Below are 15,606 nucleotides of genomic sequence, written 5' to 3' on the forward strand. Positions count from 1 at the left end.
GTTCAAATCCTGCCCCCGCAACCAAATTAAAAAAGATCTAACAAACGCCGCCCTCAGGGGCGGCTTTTGTGTTTCCAACACCACAATAGTCCAAACAAAAATACGCCCGGGCCTGGGACTGTTGAAGGTCGCCAAAATCCACTGCTCGGCGCATACGCTTAATGAGTGGGTCAAGAAGGCCGAAGTGAACGGCGGCAAGCGTGCAGCTTTGCCGCGTGACGTCGCGGAGAAGATGAAGGCTCTGGAGCGGGAGAACCGCGAGCTTCGTCAGGCCAATGAAATTTTGCGCAAGGCTTCTACATATTTTGCGATGGCGTAACTCGACCGCCCACTGAAGCGATGATTTCCTTCATTGATGCACACCGCTCGGTGCTCGGGGTCGAGCCGATCTGCCGATTGCCCCGTCCACCTTATTATGAGGTCATCGCCAAGCGCAACGACGTGGACCGTCTGTCGGCCCACCCGAAGCGGCATTGCCATGAAGGTCGAGATACGCCGGGTCCTCAACGCGAACTTCCAAGTCTATGGTGCGCGCAAGGTCTGGCGACAATCTCTGCGGGAGGGTTACCACATCGCCCGCTGCACAGTCGCTCGGCTTATGAAGGCAATGGGGCTGCAGGGCATCATTCGCGGCAAACCGATCTGCACGACGATCAGCGACAAGGCTGCCCCATACCCACTCGACCGAATGAACCGGCACTTCTTTGCTCCAGCGCCAAACATGTTGTGGCTTTCGGATTTCACCTATGTGGCGATCTGGCAGGGCTTCGTCTACGTGGCCTTCGTCATCGATGCTCTCGATCAGGCGCTTCGGAGCGGTTTTTGACGCACCAGGATTCGTTACCGGTTTCTATGATCTCGCAATAGTGGGTCAGCCTGTCGAGCAGAGCGTCGGCCATCTTGCTATCACTGAATATGGCCGGCCGCTCGCCGAAAGCCAGTTAGACTGTAACTTTCCGTTGGTTTGCGCGACGCCATTACAGATCCAACTTGAGTGGGCCTAAATCAACCTCAGTCCCGTACCGGGATCAAACACGTGAAGGTCGGACGAGGCCACTTCAACACCGAGTACCTCGCCGATGGCGGGTCTTATTTCCGCAGGAACGGAAATATTGATCTCGTGGCGTTCGTTTTTCAGGCAGATCAGACGTGTCTCACCGTGGAACTCGTTCCGCTCGACGGTCCCGCGAAAGGCGTGAGCATCTTGATTTATGCGAAATGATCCGGGCCGAATTCCAACGGTGACCTCACCGGAGCGGAGGCCTGCCGGAGCTGTAAACCTGACAAGATTGTCGCCGAGCCACTCCTGTGTCATCTGCAATTGAAGGAAGTTCATGTTCGGTGTGCCAATGAAGCCGGCCGCGAACACTGTCCGAGGAGCCTGATAAATTTCTTCGGGCGTGCCCATCTGTTCAATACGGCCATCTTTCATCAGGACAATGCGGTCGGCGAGGGTCATGGCTTCGAGCTGGTCGTGGGTGACATATATGCTTGTCGTTTTCAGGTCGCGGTGGAGCCGCGCGATCTCGACCCGGAGACTGCCGCGCAGCTTGGCATCAAGGTTGGAAAGCGGTTCGTCGAAGAGGAAGACCTCCGGGGTCTTGATCATGGCGCGGGCGATGGCCACACGCTGCTGCTGTCCGCCCGACAGTTCCGTCGGCTTGCGCGCAAGATAGACGCCCAGACCAAGCGCGTCGACCACGGGGGCCAGGCGCTGATCGATCGCGGCTTTGCCTATCCCCGCCCTCTCGAGACCGAAGGTGATATTGTCCCGCACACTCATATGGGGATAAAGCGCGTAGTTCTGGAACACCATGGCGATGCCCCGGTCACCCGGATCGCGATCGTTCATCCGCTCGCCACCGATGAGCAGATCCCCGGCTGAAATCTCTTCAAGCCCGGCAATCATCCGCAGCATGGTGGATTTTCCGCAGCCTGACGGGCCGAGAAAGACGACGAATTCGTGGTTATCGATCTTCAGGTCAAAATCCCGCATGACCTCAAGCGAACCATAGACTTTCCGGATCCCCCGGCACTCAACAGTGGCCATCAATTCGTCTCCCCGTCCACGACGATCTGCAGCTTCACGTCCTCTGGTCGGCCTTCGGCCGCTCTTTCGAAGGCATCGATCGATTGATCAAAGGTATAGGTGCCGGAAACCAATGGCTTGAGGTTGACCTTACCTGCGGCGATCAGCGCCAGTGCACGGTCGAACACATTGGCGTAGCGGAAAACCGTTTCAATACGGCATTCGCGGAAGCAGGCCGCCGCGAGGTCTACTGCAACGGGTTCCGGCGGCAGGCCGACGATAACGACCGTTCCGCCCGGGCGCACGACCTTGAAGAGATCACGGACCGCGGCCGGTGCGCCGGAGCATTCAAAGACGATATCGGCTCCCCAGCCATCTGTTGCCTCGTTGACGGTCTCAATGAGATCGACCTGCTTGAGGTTGATACCAGTGATGCCGCCATAGCTTTCAGCTAGTTTAAGCTTCGTTGCGGAAATGTCGGAGATCAGCACGCGCGAGCAGCCGCCAGCAAGGGCGGCCAGTGCCACCATAATGCCGATCGTTCCGCAGCCGGTAACAACCGCCGTATCGCCAGGCGTGATCTTCGCCCGGGCAGCAGCCTGCATGCCCACGGCAAATGGTTCAACCATCGCGCCTTCGGCAAAGGAGACGTTGTCAGGCAGCTTGTATGTGAAGCTTGCCGGATGAACTGTCTCAGGGCACAACACGCCGTGGACCGGCGGCGTCGCCCAGAATGTTACGGCAGGATCAACGTTATAGAGGCCGAGCCGCGAGGCACGCGATTTCGGATCGGGGATGCCTGGTTCCATGCAGACGCGATCGCCGGGCTTCAGATGGGTGACGTTGGCGCCGGTCTCGGTGACGGTTCCGGCTGCCTCGTGGCCGAGAACCATGGGTTCATTGACGACGAAGTCACCGATGCGACCATGGGTGTAATAGTGCACGTCGCTGCCGCAGACGCCAACGGTGTGGATACGAATGCGAACGTCATCCGGCCCCAACTCCTGAGGAATTTCGATATCGCGCAGGGAAAGTTCGCCGACATGTTCGAGGACAAGTGCTTTCATGGGTCAGTCAACCTTGATCAGTTTTCTTGGAAAATGCGGCGTTGAGGCCACCGGCAAGCACCCCGAGCAGGATCAGCGGTGGCAGCGACAACAGGACGACGGCGGCGTTCAGAATACCCCAGGGCACGTTCATGCCGAGCTGCGACATCTCGGACGCGATGATCGGCAGGGTCTTTGCCTTCGAGGTCGTGAGCATCATGGCAAGCAGGAACTCGTTCCAGACAAGGACGAAGGAGAAGGCGATGGCGCCGAAGACCTGGAAACGAGCAATCGGCAAGGCGATGCGGAAGAAGGTCGCATAAGGGCCAAGTCCATCCACCCGGGCAGCTTCCTCAACGTGCAGGCTGACACGCTCGAAAGCCGGCACGGAAAGCCAGATGGTGATCGAGGCTGTCACGATGAGATAGGTCACGATCAGGGAAAGACGGGTGTCGTACAGATCAAGGCCGAGCCAGATGACCAGCATGGGAATAGCAATCGCGACAGGCGGCAGGAAGCGCAGCGACAGAACGAAGAACTGCGCCTCCGCCGTGATCCTGTTCTTAAACCGGGCAATCACATAGGCCGCCGGTACACCGAGCACGGCGCCAAGCACGACCGCACTCGAGCAGATGATCAACGAATTCGTAAGTGCGCGCGCGACCGAGCGGCGATTGAGCACATAACTCATATTGTCGAAGACGGGCTGGAAGATGAGCTTCGGCGTTGAGACCAGCAGGTCGGCATTGGTCTTGAAGGCGTTGAGCAGGGTCCACAGCAGCGGCAGCACGACAAGTGCGGCGGCAAGAACCAACAAAAGCTTGAGCAGAAAGGTGGAGATCTTCATCGGTTCAGCCTCTTCCAGGTGAAGGTAAAGGTGACGATGGTCAGGACCATCATGATGACGGCCATGGAGGATGCGTAGGAGATCTTGCCGGCTTCGATGAAGCCTTGGGAATAGGCATACATGTCAAGAGTCTCGGTAGAGATGCCGGGACCGCCGCGCGTCATGACGTAAACAAGGTCGAAGGAGCGCAGACTCTCAATCGCTTTGACGAGCAGCAGACTGATCAAGGGTGCTTTCAGCATCGGCAGGGTTACGAAACGATGGATTTCGAAGCGGGTCGCCCGATCTATCCGTGCGGCTTCCAGCGGCTGAGGCGGCAAGGATTCGAGAAGCTTCAAGATGATCACTGAAAAGAACAAACCCCATTGCCAGACATCAACAAAAGCAACAGCAAGGAGGGCGCCGAGGGGCGTCGACAGAATGTCGGGCGTGATGCCGGTGAGCTCCCTGACCGGCCAGGTCAGGGCGCCGTAGAGCGGATGAAAGGCGAACTTCCAAACAAAAGCGGCGCAAACGCGTGGCAAGAGAACGGGAATGATGAAGAGCACGCAGAGAACGTTGCGCATGCGGGAGCTTGCTGCCTCGAACATGGCAATCCCGAGCGCAAGCCCTGTCACCATGGTCAACGAGACGCTGATGACCTCCCACTTGAACGATACCCAGAGCGCATTCAGGAACCGGGCATCCGAAAACAGCGTCAGATAATTGGCAAACCAGACATAGTCTGCATCGGGTGCCGAAAGGGTCCGGTTCTGCAGAGAGATATTGATAGCGTAGATCGTCGGCACGAGCGCGAGAACGATCAGGACACCCAGAGTGGGTCCAAGAAAGACGTAAGGCAGCGAGCGGCCGCGGCGCATGGCAGATCCTCGGATTGGGGAAAGGGGCGCGTCATCAGACGCGCCCGTCAGACGGCTTGGGAGGCGTCAGAGTTTGGCTGCAAAGGCTTCGAGTTCGTTCAGCGTCGCCTTGATGTCGGTGCGGCTACCGGTGATCAGCTCTTCCAGCATGATGCCCCACTGGTTGCCCAATTCCTGCCAGCGCGGATCCTGCCAGAAGGTGACGGTGGTCTTTTCACCAGTCGCAGCCATGGCGTCGGCAAGGTTCTGGCCGAAGGTCTTGGCGTATTCCGGGCTCTGGTAAGTGCTGGTGCGGGTCAACTCGCCCGGTTGGCCGGCGGCGAGCCGACGGGCTTCCTGTTCCTTGGACGTTGCCCAGGCAACAAAGAGACCAGCACAGGCCTTTTCCTCATCAGTCTTATTGGCCTTCGCCGCTATAGCAAAGCCATGGGCGTAACCGGCCCCAGGCAGCGGTGACGGCGGAACAGAGAAGGCAACCTTGTCCGCGACCTGGCTCTGCGCCTTATCGACGGACATGCCGCCAAGGGGTGCGGATTCGATGATGATCGCCACCTTGCCGGAGCGGAAGGCACCGGTGGACTCGTCCCAGGAGCCGGTCTGCGTGCCCGGCGCCGAATATTTGAAGAGTTCGAGATAGGTCTCGGTCGCCTTTACTGCAGCATCCGAATTGAAGGCCGGCTTGCCGTCCTTGAACCACTCACCACCGTTTGCTTTGAAGAAGGGCATCCAGCGCCAGACATTGGCGCCTGAACCGCGCTGTCCGCGAAGCGCTGTGCCGTAGACACCATTGGCCGGATCATGCAGCTTCTGCACTGCGGCGAAATATTCGTCCCAGGTCTTTGGCGGCGCGATGCCTGCCTTTTCCAGGAGGTCGGTGCGATAGACCATCAGGTCGCCACCGCCCTGTACTGGTGCAAACCACGGCTTGCCATCATAGGTCGCAGCGGCGCGCATACCAGCGTCGAAGTCCTTGTAGTCGTACTCGGACGGGTAGAAGCCCTCAAGCGGGACGATCCAGCCAGAGGAGGCAAAAAGCGCCAGATTGGCTTCATCAACGTAGTACACGTTGAAGCTTCCGACCGTCGAGGCGTCCGCCTGCGACTTCGCGCGGCGATCATTCTCGTTGAGATAGCTGATCTCGAAGCCTGCACCTGAGAGTTCTTCGAACTCATCGACATATTCTTCGAGAAGGGTCAGTCCGTCGCGCGGCTGCGCCAGGACACGCACGTCACTGGTGCATTGTACGGCGGCAAAAGCGCTGGATGCGGCAAATATGGCGATAACCGCGCAGCCGGCGCGGAGAGCGTTGAGTGTCATGATGTCCTCCCTGAATGGCAACTCCCTTGCCATCGACGTTCACACATTTGCGCAAGCGACGGGCGCGTACTAGTTTGCCTCCGTCACAGAACTGGTATTATATTGACATTTGTGCGCTGTAACATGAGTAATTCAATGCCTATTGCATCAGACTTTCCTCAAACAGTCTCTGAGACCTTCACCGCCACGCGCGAGCAGATCGTGCTACCCGGAGGCGCTTCCTATCTGGTCCGGAGGGATGATTATCCCAATCCGATCTGCATCTGGAACTATCATCCCGAGTGGGAGATTCACTTCATCCCCGACGCTACTGGATTTGCTTATGTGGGGGACTATATCGGCCCCTTTCGGCCGGGGCATCTGGTGCTCACTGGAACAAATCTGCCCCACAACTGGATCACGCCCGGTGCACCGGCTTTGCCAGGCCGCGACATGGTCCTGCAATTCGACGCGGATGCCCTGATCGGTGTTCGCGCGGTATGCCCCGAGTTTGAAGTGCTCCACCGGCTGAAGCCTCTGGCCCAACGGGGGATCGAGGTTCTGGGCCCAGACGCGCGCGCGATTGGAGAGAAGATTCTCGAGCTTCACGCTGTGGGACACCGCGGTGGGCTAGGGCTGTTTCTGGAGATACTGGAGGCAATTGAAGCGGCTACCGAAAAGAGGCTGCTCGCCAGCGAACACTTCATATCGGTCTACAACCAGGTGTCGGACCGCAGGCACCGCCGGATCGATCAGGCGATCCAGATCCTGCAATCCGATCCTGGTGCGCAGATGCACGAAGTGGCTGCGCTGGTTGGTTTCGAGCCGTCCGCCTTCTCCCGCGCCTTTCGACGTCTAACCGGGATGAACTTCTCTGACTACAGCCGATCCGTCCGCGTCTGGCGAGCAAGAACCCTGCTCGCGGAGACCGAGATATCGATTACCGATATCTGTTTCGAGGCAGGATTCAACAATCTGTCGAACTTCAATCGCTATTTCCGGATGGAAATGGGACTTACTCCCCGGGCTTACCGAAAAGCCGCTCGCATAAGAGCCAAGTCCGTCATCAGAGGAGCCCCGGTTAAGACCACTTAAAGGGTGGTCGCGCCGCGAAATGATCGATCCCAGGGTTGCAGCTGTTTCTTGCGACACGCCTTATCAAGGAGCATATCCAGTTCTTGCAAGTTACTGCATTTCTAGCACCATTTGTGCTTAAATCCATGCCTGATCGCTCCGGCCAAACTGGCCGATCAGGCTACTTGTGCTCCTCATATTGTGGCAGGTCATCGGTGATTTCATACCATGCTGCCTTGGACTTGACGAAGATATGATGCGTTGGACGGATAGATGGAACGTCTACCAACGTACCCATGGCAACATGTATCCAGGCCGCCTCCCGAACCAGGGAATAAAGAAGCGATCCGCAAACGCTGCAATGAGCATCGTGATTTTCCGGGCTGCCATAGATCAGCAGGCTGGACCCGCCGGTCATTACGGCCAGCTTTTCGCGGGGAATCCCCGCAAAAGCCTTGAAGGGGGAACCGGTCGCGCGCCGACAACCGGAACAATGGCAGTTAGCGGAGTACACAAAAGCGTCCTCGACCAGATATTTCACGGCCCCGCAAAAACACTCTCCTTTTAGTCTCATTACGCGTCACTCCTCCACGACACCAATCCAATTTGTTACCTGAAGAGGGTAGATGGTCTATGACCGAAAGCCCATTACGGTGGGCGTTTTTTGCTGTCAGCATGCAGTATTTTCAGCATGTGCATGTGGAACAGCTCAGAAATTCAACACGCCGCTGGTTCTGTCGCTAGTCGTATTCGGGTTAAAATATGGCCTATTTTATTGATAAACAAAGTGAAATTATAGTTTCACAGAAACTGGCATGAAATCTGCATCCTCTTGTTTGCTGGGCAGGGATCCGGTGGCAGACAAAAAGAGGGAACAGCATGATGCAGACATCCGGTAAGACGCCTTCTATGCGAAAAGGCCTGCGGACGGCAGCGCTGGCGGGTGCCGCCATAGTTTCGCTGATGGTTGGGCATGCGTCTGGAGCCAGCGCGGCCGGGACGCTGCGTATCGGCATGACCGCTTCCGACATACCGCTCACCACCGGCCAAACCGATCAGGGCGGCGAAGGCCAACGTTTCATGGGCTATACGCTCTATAACGCGCTCATCGAATGGGATCTCTCAAGCGCAGAAAAGCCATCTGCACTGATCCCGGCGCTCGCAACCTCCTGGCAGGTTGATCCCGCAGACAAGACAAAATGGACGTTCAAGCTGCGTGATGGAGTAAAGTTCCATGACGGCAGCACGTTCGATGCCGCCGCAGTGGTCTGGAATCTTGACAAGCTGCTGGTTGCGGATGCGCCGCAGTTCGACAAGCGCCAGTCGGCGCAGGGCAAGTCGCGTATTCCAGCCGTTGCCTCCTACAGAGTCATCGATCCGCTGACAGTTGAAATCGTCACCAAAAGCCCTGATGCAACGCTTCCATACCAGTTGAGCTGGGTTCTCATGTCCTCACCGGCAAACTGGGAGGCGCAGGGAAAGAGCTGGGAAGCCGTCGCCCAGAAGCCTTCCGGTACGGGGCCGTGGAAAATGGAAAGTGGTTTCACGCCGCGTGAGCGCGCTGAACTCACCCCAAACAAGGATTATTGGGATAAGGCGCGCGTGCCGAAGCTCGACAAGCTGGTTCTTGTCCCGCTTCCCGAGCCCAACACCCGCGTGGCTGCCCTGCGCTCGGGCCAAGTCGACTGGATTGAGGCGCCCGCGCCGGATTCGGTCAAATCGTTGAAAGGCGCCGGCTTCAGCATCGTCACCAATTCCTATCCGCACAACTGGACTTGGCACCTGTCACGCGTCGAAGGCTCGCCCTGGAATGATATCCGCGTTCGCAAGGCTGCAAACCTTGCCGTTGACCGCGAGGGCCTCAATGAACTGCTTGGTGGTCTCTCCGTTCCAGCGCAGGGATATCTGCCACCTGGCCATCAATGGTTCGGCAAGCCGACATTCAAGCTTGAATACAATGTGGAGGAAGCCAAGAAGCTGATGGCGGAAGCCGGTTACGGCCCGGACAAACCTATCAACACCAAGGTCGTCATCTCCTCCTCAGGTTCGGGGCAGATGTTGCCGCTCGCCATGAACGAATACATCCAGCAGACCCTGTCGGAAATCGGCATCAATGTCGAATATGAGGTCGCGGACTGGAACACGGTCATCAACATCTGGCGCGCCGGTGCCAAGGATCCGAGTGCCAAGGGCGCCACGGCCGTCAACTACAGCTATTTCATCCAGGACCCTTTCACAGCATTGATCCGTCAGTCGCAGTGCAATCTGGCGCCGCCAAACGGTACCAACTGGGGCTTTTATTGTGATCCGGAAATGGATGCCCTGTTCAGTCAGGTGCGCAACACCTTCGACGCAGCCGAGCAGGATAAGGTCCTCCAGAAGATCCACGAGAAATATGTCGATGACGCGCTGTTCCTGATGGTGACGCACGACGTCAATCCGCGCGCCATGTCCACCAAGGTAAAGGGCTTCGTTCAGGCACAGAACTGGTTCCAGGACTTCTCCACGATTTCCATCGACCCGTGATTTTGCAGCGGCAGGGCGGGAAACGAGCCCGCCCTGCCATTTCCGATGCCCGATCTGCCTTACGAGGACATCATGCTGCTCTACGCATTAAAACGACTGTTGCATGTCATTCCCGTCACGATCGGCGTGAGCATCGTCTGCTTCATGCTGATCCACATCGCACCCGGTGACCCGCTTGCCGCGATCCTGCCCTCGGACGCCTCTGCGGAAATGCAGGCGCAGATGCGTTCGTTCTACGGCCTGGATCGTCCTTTGCCTGTCCAATATGCACTTTGGGTTTGGCATGCCTTGCAGGGAGACCTCGGCACGTCCATTGCTACCGGACGTCCGGTACTTGCCGATATCATCGATGCGTCAGTCAATTCGATCATTCTTGCCCTGTCGGCAGCTGTCATCGGCTTCCTCGGCGGGGCGACGCTCGGCTTTCTGGCCGGTGTCTTCCGTGGCGGATGGGTCGACCGCCTGTCATCGGGGATCGCCATGCTCGGGGTCAGCGTGCCGCATTACTGGCTTGGCATGGTGCTGGTCATCGCCTTCTCCGTCACGCTCGGCTGGTTGCCGGCGATGGGTGGCGGACCGGGCGGCTCATCCGGTCGCAGCTTCCACTGGGAATATCTCCAGTATCTCATTCTGCCGGCAGTCACCATGTCGGTCATTCCGATGGGCATCATCGCCCGCACCATCCGCTCTCTGGTCGCAGATATTCTCGCCCAGGATTTCACCCAGGCGCTTGCTGCAAAGGGATTGATGCGAGGTCAGATTTTGCGCCATGTGGTGCGCAACGCCGCGCCCACCGCACTTTCGGTCATGGGTCTGCAACTCGGATACCTTCTTGGCGGCTCAATCCTGATTGAGACGGTGTTTTCCTGGCCCGGCACCGGTTTTCTTCTCAACGGCGCAATCTTCACCCGTGATCTGCCGATCCTGCAAGGCACAATCCTCGTGCTCGCGATGTTTTTCGTGGTCCTCAATCTCCTGGTCGACGTGCTGCAGAGCGCCATCGATCCCCGCATCCAGAGGAGCTGAGCATGGTTTCCATCACCGCAGTATCCGAAATTCCAGTCGAGAAAATCGCCAGGTCGCCCGGCTTCTGGAGCGGCGTTTTGAGGCGCCTCTGTCGTGATCCCGTTGCGATGACGGCGCTGGGGATTCTTCTTCTTCTGGTTCTGATCGCCATTTTTGCCCCTTATATCGCTCCCTATGACGCAGCGAAGGGCAGCATAATCCGCCGCCTCAAGCCTGTCGGAACGGAGGGGTACATTCTCGGCACCGATGAGCTGGGCCGCGACATGCTTTCGCGTTTGATCCATGGCGCGCGCCTGTCGCTTGTCATGGGCGTCGTGCCAGTCCCCGTCGCGTTTCTTATCGGCTCGGCGATCGGCATCATCGCAGGTTATATCGGAGGCCTGACCAATACGCTGATCATGCGCACGGTCGATGTGTTTTATGCCTTTCCCTCGGTGTTGCTTGCAGTTGCGCTGTCGGGTGCGCTGGGGTCAGGTCTCACAAACGCGCTGGTGTCTTTAACGATTGTGTTCATTCCGCAGATCGCCCGGGTCGCCGAAAGCGTGACAACACAGGTGCGCAGGCTGGACTACGTCGATGCGGCACGCGCATCCGGTGCCCCAGCCTTCACCATCATACGCGTCCACATTCTTGGAAACGTCCTCGGACCGGTTTTTGTCTTCGCCACGAGCCTGATTTCGGTATCGATGATCCTCGCATCCGGCCTCTCATTCCTGGGGCTTGGTGTACGCCCGCCCGATGCGGAGTGGGGGTTGATGCTCAATACGTTGCGCACGGCGATTTATACCAATCCCTTCGTTGCGGCGCTTCCCGGCGTGATGATCTTCATCACCTCGATCTGCTTCAATCTTTTTTCAGACGGGCTGCGCACAGCCATGGACGTGAAGTCATGATGAGCATCGTTGGAAAACCGGCTTTCGAACTGCCTGTCGGTGAAAGGGGTGGTCCTGCCCAGCCACTGGTTTCTGTTCGTGGGCTTCTCAAGCATTTTCCCGTCAAGGGCAGCGGCTTTCTCAAACCGAAGAAGGTGGTGCGCGCGGTGGATGGCGTGGACTTCGACATCCTCAAGGGTGAGACGCTGGGCGTTGTCGGCGAAAGCGGCTGCGGCAAGTCGACAACGGCCCGACTTCTCATGCAGTTGATCGCGCCCGACCAGGGCGAAATCCTGTTCGACGGAGAAACGGTTGGAGGTGCTTTGCCGCTTTCAGCCTATCGTCGGCAGGTACAGATGGTTTTTCAGGACAGTTACGCGTCGCTCAATCCGAGGCTGACAATCGAGGAGTCCATCGCCTTTGCTCCGAGGGTTCACGGGACGCCAGCGACAAAGGCCATTGCCACGGCTCACGATCTGCTTCACCGCGTCGGCCTTGAGCCGGTACGTTTTGCAGGCCGCTATCCTCACGAGCTTTCCGGCGGTCAGCGGCAACGTGTCAATATTGCCCGCGCTCTGGCGCTTGAGCCGCGACTCGTCATTCTGGACGAGGCAGTCTCGGCTCTCGACAAATCGGTGGAGGCACAGGTGCTGAACCTGCTTCTCGACCTCAAACGCGATTTTGGCCTGACCTATCTGTTCATCTCACATGATCTCAACGTCGTACGCTTCATGTGCGACAGGGTTATGGTCATGTATCTCGGCAAGGTAGCGGAAATCGGGAGCCGCGAGGCAATATACGGCAATACGGGCCACCCTTATTCGGCGGCGCTCCTCGCCTCCATGCCGAAGATGGACCCGGCCGAACGAACCGAAGTTCCGCCTTTGACCGGTGATCCGCCCAACCCGATCGATCCGCCGTCCGGTTGCCGTTTCCATACCCGTTGCGGTTTCGCGGAGGATGTTTGCCACCTCACGCCGCCGCCGCTTAAAAGAATTTCCGAGGATCAGGCGGCGGCCTGTCTGATGGCTGTGCCCGGTTCCGGCCACAGCCGAGCCCCGGCAATGATGGAGGCATGACCATGCAGACCGGTGCCATGATCGATATCCAGGACCTCTCCGTTACGTTTCGGCGCGGGAGCAAGGCGGTAAAGGCCGTCAACGGCGTCAGCCTGGCGGTGAAGCCCGGCGAGGTGGTCGCGCTGCTTGGCGAATCCGGATCCGGCAAGAGCGTGACGATGCGTTCGCTGCTGCGGCTCCACCCCAAGGGGACGCTGATCGAAGGCGCCATGACTGTCGACGGCCGCGACGTGGCAGGGCTTTCGTCTCGCGCGCTTGCGGATCTGAGAGGCGCTGTCGTTTCCATGGTGTTTCAGGAGCCGCGTCTGGCGCTCGATCCGGTCTACACCGTGGGCAGCCAGATTGGCGAAACCATCATGCGCCACGAAAAGGTGTCACGTTCAGTGGCTGCCGAGCGGGCGCTCGCGTTGTTCCAGAAGGTCCGTATTCCATCACCGGAGCGGCGCCTTGCCAACTACCCTCATGAAATGTCGGGCGGCATGCTTCAACGCGCCATGATCGCAATGGCGCTTGCCTGCAACCCCAAGGTTCTGCTGGCTGACGAGCCGACGACAGCGCTCGATGCGACGGTCCAGATCCAGATATTGCTGCTCATTCGCGAGTTGCAACGGGAATATGGTCTGTCGGTCATATTCGTTACCCACGATATCGGGGTGGCGGCCGAGGTGGCGGACCGTATCGCGGTCATGTATGCGGGCCGTATCGTGGAGGAGGGGCTTGCTGGCGACATCATCCGCAATCCGCGTCACCCCTACACCAAAGGCTTGCTTGGTGCGCGCGTCGAACTGGCCACAGGACGCGACCGGCTGATCACCATCCCCGGCGCACCTCCGGATCTGGCGGCAATGCCACCAGGCTGCGCCTTCGCGCCACGATGTGCCCATGTCACCGATCTCTGCCGTATGCAGGTACCGCCACTCGTGCGGTTTTCCGGCGGGGCGGGTGTCGCGTGCCTCGTTTCGAATTGAACGCCGGCGAATGATGGCGACGGCTGATACAACCAGACAAGGCGGGGGCCTCAGCGCAGGGTCCCGAAAATCATGAAACACATAGGCCTGATCAACCCGAATACCTCGCGGCACACGACGACGATGATGACAGCTATCGCCCGTAGTTACCTCCCGGACGGCTTTGTGATTGAGGGGCTGACGGCGGGGTGTGGCGTACCTATGATCCTCAACGACACCGAGCTGGCCGCTGCCGCTGACGGCGTTGTAGAGATGGGCCGCGAGCTGGCTTGCCGGAGCGACGGCCTGATTGTCTGCGCCTTCGGCGATCCGGGGCTGGAACGCCTCGCTGCTGAAACCGGCCTCCCCTCAACCGGTATCTGCCAGGCCAGCATGATGGAAGCCGCCGCCGGTGGCCGTCGTTTCGGGATTGCCACCGTGACCCCCGATCTTGTGGAGAGTTTTGCTGCAAAGGCGCGAACACTCGGTGTCGCGCCACTTTTCACCGGCACACGATTGACCGAGGAAGATCCGCTGCGCCTTGCCGCAGACCCCGCAGCGTTGCTGTTGGCGCTGGAGATCGCTGCCCGGAAGTGTTTTGAAGAGGATGGCGCCGAGGTTGTTATCATCGGTGGTGGGCCGTTGGGACAAGCGGCTGATGAGTTGCAGCGCATCCTGTCGGCGCCGATCATTGCACCAATCCGCTCGGCGGTAGAGTGGCTCGTCCGGACAATGGAAACCGAAAGCCGCACATCGACCGCGCAACGGTGACGGATATCCGGCAGTGCAGTCATTGCTTTTCCTGTTGCAAGCCGCGCCATGACGACTGAAGGTCACCTTGTCGAGATTTTGACGGAGTATTACGTGCCCAAGGAGCGATCGTTTCTGTTCCGCGTCAGGCAGGCCCTGCCGGATCTTCATCCCGCAGAAAAGCGGATTGGAGAGTTCGTCTGCGATTTCCCCGGTGAACTGGCCAGCTATTCAGCACAGGAGCTTGCAGCGCTGGCACATGTTTCCAAGGCAACGGTAACACGGTTCATCAAGCGGCTTGGCTACGACAATTACGAAGAGGCCAGACGCCACGCACGGGCGGAAAAGCAGACCGGTTCGCGGCTCTTCCTGGCGAGTGCTGCCGATATTGGCGCCGAACAATCGATCAAGGCTCATGTCGCACAGGCCGTCGCCAATCTCGAAGCCACATTTCTCGGAATTTCGGAAAGCCAGATCGATGGCGCCGTCGACGCAATGTTACATGCGCGCAAGGTCTGGGTGATCGGCTTCCGTAGCAGCCATCCCTTTGCAGCCTATCTGCAATGGCAGCTCACACAGGTCATCGAAAACATTGCCGTCATTCCGGGCGCCGGGCAGACCATGGGCGAACATCTGGTCAGCATCGCTGGAAATGATGTCGTGGTTTTCTTCGGCCTGCGTCGCAGAACCACCCAATCCGATGCGATCATCGAGCAGGTCCGACGGTCGAAGGCACAGCTTCTTTACGTGACCGACGAGGGCGCGCCCTTCGAAACAAATGCGGCGTGGCATTTTCAGTGCCAGACGCTGGCGCCAGGGCCGCTTTTCAATCATACGGCGGTGATGGCCCTTTGCCATCTTCTCATCACCCGCTGCCTGGAAAAGGCGGGGACGGAGGGACGCACCCGCCTTCGCAGCATCGAGCTACTCAACGAGACACTGGACGAATTGTGAAATTCGACCTCTTCAACGAAATTCCGCCGTCGCGTTGTGCATCGCACAAATTTCGGACGAATTGTAATGGATTTTGGATTTTTAGATACAGATCATCCTGGGGAATTCGGGTAAGTTTGTCCCAACTCAAGGAGAGACCCCGATGACGGACACCACATCACAGTTTGATGGGACAGAAATTGCTGCGGAAATTGCCGAGCAGCCAGCGTGGACCGCAGCGACATGGTTTGCAGTTCTTTCAATGGCAGCCACAAGTTTCGCGCTCGTATCCGCCGAGTTCCTTCCGGCGGGCCTTTTGAC

The 15,606-nt window shown here is 58.5% G+C and carries 14 protein-coding genes, 3 pseudogenes and 1 other annotated feature; of the genes and pseudogenes, 10 read left to right on the plus strand and 7 right to left on the minus strand.

Annotated elements, in window-relative coordinates; translation table 11 throughout:
* Positions 1-85 precede the first annotated feature (85 nt).
* Positions 86-796: pseudogene (locus tag QSK43_RS26525) on the plus strand (IS3 family transposase); the annotation flags it as partial.
* Positions 298-404: a sequence feature (AL1L pseudoknot), on the plus strand. Its footprint overlaps the pseudogene before it by 107 nt.
* Here QSK43_RS26525 and QSK43_RS26530 read toward each other — a convergent pair.
* The 6 genes and pseudogenes from QSK43_RS26530 to QSK43_RS26555 all read right to left on the minus strand — a co-directional run.
* Positions 786-941 (minus strand): annotated as a pseudogene (locus QSK43_RS26530) (ATP-binding protein); the annotation flags it as partial. The pseudogenes QSK43_RS26525 and QSK43_RS26530 overlap by 11 nt on opposite strands.
* Before the next feature lie 59 nt (positions 942-1,000).
* Entirely contained in the window at positions 1,001-2,050 is a 1,050-nt protein-coding gene (locus QSK43_RS26535) for an ABC transporter ATP-binding protein (RefSeq protein WP_332305961.1), read from the minus strand.
* On the minus strand, positions 2,050-3,096 hold the full coding sequence (locus QSK43_RS26540; protein WP_332305962.1) for an NAD(P)-dependent alcohol dehydrogenase: 1,047 nt from the start codon (positions 3,094-3,096) through the stop codon (positions 2,050-2,052). The genes QSK43_RS26535 and QSK43_RS26540 overlap by 1 nt, the downstream gene beginning before the upstream one ends.
* A 7-nt stretch (positions 3,097-3,103) precedes the next feature.
* Positions 3,104-3,922 (minus strand): carbohydrate ABC transporter permease, encoded by an 819-nt coding sequence (locus QSK43_RS26545; RefSeq protein ID WP_045023308.1) that lies wholly within the window; start codon positions 3,920-3,922, stop codon positions 3,104-3,106.
* Entirely contained in the window at positions 3,919-4,782 is an 864-nt protein-coding gene (locus QSK43_RS26550; protein ID WP_332305963.1) for a carbohydrate ABC transporter permease, read from the minus strand. Before QSK43_RS26550 ends, QSK43_RS26545 begins: the two co-directional genes overlap by 4 nt.
* Before the next feature lie 66 nt (positions 4,783-4,848).
* On the minus strand, positions 4,849-6,099 hold the full coding sequence (locus QSK43_RS26555) for an ABC transporter substrate-binding protein (RefSeq protein ID WP_332305964.1): 1,251 nt from the start codon (positions 6,097-6,099) through the stop codon (positions 4,849-4,851).
* Between the two features lie 135 nt (positions 6,100-6,234).
* Between QSK43_RS26555 and QSK43_RS26560 the strand changes: the two genes are divergently transcribed.
* Positions 6,235-7,173 (plus strand): AraC family transcriptional regulator, encoded by a 939-nt coding sequence (locus QSK43_RS26560; RefSeq protein WP_045023314.1) that lies wholly within the window; start codon positions 6,235-6,237, stop codon positions 7,171-7,173.
* Positions 7,174-7,333: 160 nt separating this feature from the next.
* Here QSK43_RS26560 and QSK43_RS26565 read toward each other — a convergent pair whose 3' ends face one another.
* A complete protein-coding gene (locus tag QSK43_RS26565; RefSeq protein ID WP_332305965.1) occupies positions 7,334-7,726 on the minus strand; it encodes a GFA family protein in 393 nt (130 codons plus the stop codon).
* A gap of 335 nt (positions 7,727-8,061) precedes the next feature.
* On the opposite strand from QSK43_RS26565, the gene QSK43_RS26570 reads away from it, so the two are divergent.
* The 8 genes and pseudogenes from QSK43_RS26570 to QSK43_RS26605 form a co-directional block, all read left to right on the plus strand.
* Positions 8,062-9,678 (plus strand): ABC transporter substrate-binding protein, encoded by a 1,617-nt coding sequence (locus tag QSK43_RS26570; protein WP_442967891.1) that lies wholly within the window; start codon positions 8,062-8,064, stop codon positions 9,676-9,678.
* 72 nt (positions 9,679-9,750) lie between these two features.
* Positions 9,751-10,704, plus strand: a complete 954-nt coding sequence (locus QSK43_RS26575) for an ABC transporter permease (protein WP_045023608.1) — start codon at positions 9,751-9,753, stop codon at positions 10,702-10,704.
* Between the two features lie 2 nt (positions 10,705-10,706).
* On the plus strand, positions 10,707-11,597 hold the full coding sequence (locus QSK43_RS26580; RefSeq protein WP_045023319.1) for an ABC transporter permease: 891 nt from the start codon (positions 10,707-10,709) through the stop codon (positions 11,595-11,597).
* Positions 11,594-12,655: an ABC transporter ATP-binding protein gene (locus QSK43_RS26585; RefSeq protein ID WP_332305966.1), complete on the plus strand. Its 1,062-nt coding sequence runs from the start codon at positions 11,594-11,596 to the stop codon at positions 12,653-12,655. The genes QSK43_RS26580 and QSK43_RS26585 overlap by 4 nt, the downstream gene beginning before the upstream one ends.
* 2 nt (positions 12,656-12,657) lie before the next feature.
* Entirely contained in the window at positions 12,658-13,623 is a 966-nt protein-coding gene (locus tag QSK43_RS26590; RefSeq protein WP_407691572.1) for an ABC transporter ATP-binding protein, read from the plus strand.
* A gap of 72 nt (positions 13,624-13,695) precedes the next feature.
* Positions 13,696-14,373 (plus strand): aspartate/glutamate racemase family protein, encoded by a 678-nt coding sequence (locus QSK43_RS26595; RefSeq protein WP_332305967.1) that lies wholly within the window; start codon positions 13,696-13,698, stop codon positions 14,371-14,373.
* Between the two features lie 48 nt (positions 14,374-14,421).
* A complete protein-coding gene (locus QSK43_RS26600) occupies positions 14,422-15,306 on the plus strand; it encodes a MurR/RpiR family transcriptional regulator (RefSeq protein ID WP_332305968.1) in 885 nt (294 codons plus the stop codon).
* Between the two features lie 142 nt (positions 15,307-15,448).
* A pseudogene (locus QSK43_RS26605) lies at positions 15,449-15,606 on the plus strand (MFS transporter); the annotation flags it as partial.

Origin of the sequence: Rhizobium sp. GR12, from assembly GCF_036596185.1 — a bacterium.
GTDB classification, from domain to species: Bacteria; Pseudomonadota; Alphaproteobacteria; order Rhizobiales; family Rhizobiaceae; genus Agrobacterium; species Agrobacterium nepotum.

Excerpts from the sequence above, each read along its gene's own strand:
- QSK43_RS26565 (WP_332305965.1), bottom strand. The coding sequence starts at position 7,726 with ATGAGACTAAAAGGAGAGTGTTTTTGCGGGGCCGTGAAATATCTGGTC.
- QSK43_RS26560 (WP_045023314.1), top strand. The coding sequence starts at position 6,235 with ATGCCTATTGCATCAGACTTTCCTCAAACAGTCTCTGAGACCTTCACC.
- QSK43_RS26600 (WP_332305968.1), top strand. The coding sequence starts at position 14,422 with ATGACGACTGAAGGTCACCTTGTCGAGATTTTGACGGAGTATTACGTG.
- QSK43_RS26540 (WP_332305962.1), bottom strand. The coding sequence starts at position 3,096 with ATGAAAGCACTTGTCCTCGAACATGTCGGCGAACTTTCCCTGCGCGAT.
- QSK43_RS26535 (WP_332305961.1), bottom strand. The coding sequence starts at position 2,050 with ATGGCCACTGTTGAGTGCCGGGGGATCCGGAAAGTCTATGGTTCGCTT.
- QSK43_RS26550 (WP_332305963.1), bottom strand. The coding sequence starts at position 4,782 with ATGCGCCGCGGCCGCTCGCTGCCTTACGTCTTTCTTGGACCCACTCTG.
- QSK43_RS26585 (WP_332305966.1), top strand. The coding sequence starts at position 11,594 with ATGATGAGCATCGTTGGAAAACCGGCTTTCGAACTGCCTGTCGGTGAA.
- QSK43_RS26555 (WP_332305964.1), bottom strand. The coding sequence starts at position 6,099 with ATGACACTCAACGCTCTCCGCGCCGGCTGCGCGGTTATCGCCATATTT.
- QSK43_RS26595 (WP_332305967.1), top strand. The coding sequence starts at position 13,696 with ATGAAACACATAGGCCTGATCAACCCGAATACCTCGCGGCACACGACG.
- QSK43_RS26570 (WP_442967891.1), top strand. The coding sequence starts at position 8,062 with ATGCGAAAAGGCCTGCGGACGGCAGCGCTGGCGGGTGCCGCCATAGTT.
- QSK43_RS26590 (WP_407691572.1), top strand. The coding sequence starts at position 12,658 with ATGCAGACCGGTGCCATGATCGATATCCAGGACCTCTCCGTTACGTTT.
- QSK43_RS26575 (WP_045023608.1), top strand. The coding sequence starts at position 9,751 with ATGCTGCTCTACGCATTAAAACGACTGTTGCATGTCATTCCCGTCACG.
- QSK43_RS26580 (WP_045023319.1), top strand. The coding sequence starts at position 10,707 with ATGGTTTCCATCACCGCAGTATCCGAAATTCCAGTCGAGAAAATCGCC.
- QSK43_RS26545 (WP_045023308.1), bottom strand. The coding sequence starts at position 3,922 with ATGAAGATCTCCACCTTTCTGCTCAAGCTTTTGTTGGTTCTTGCCGCC.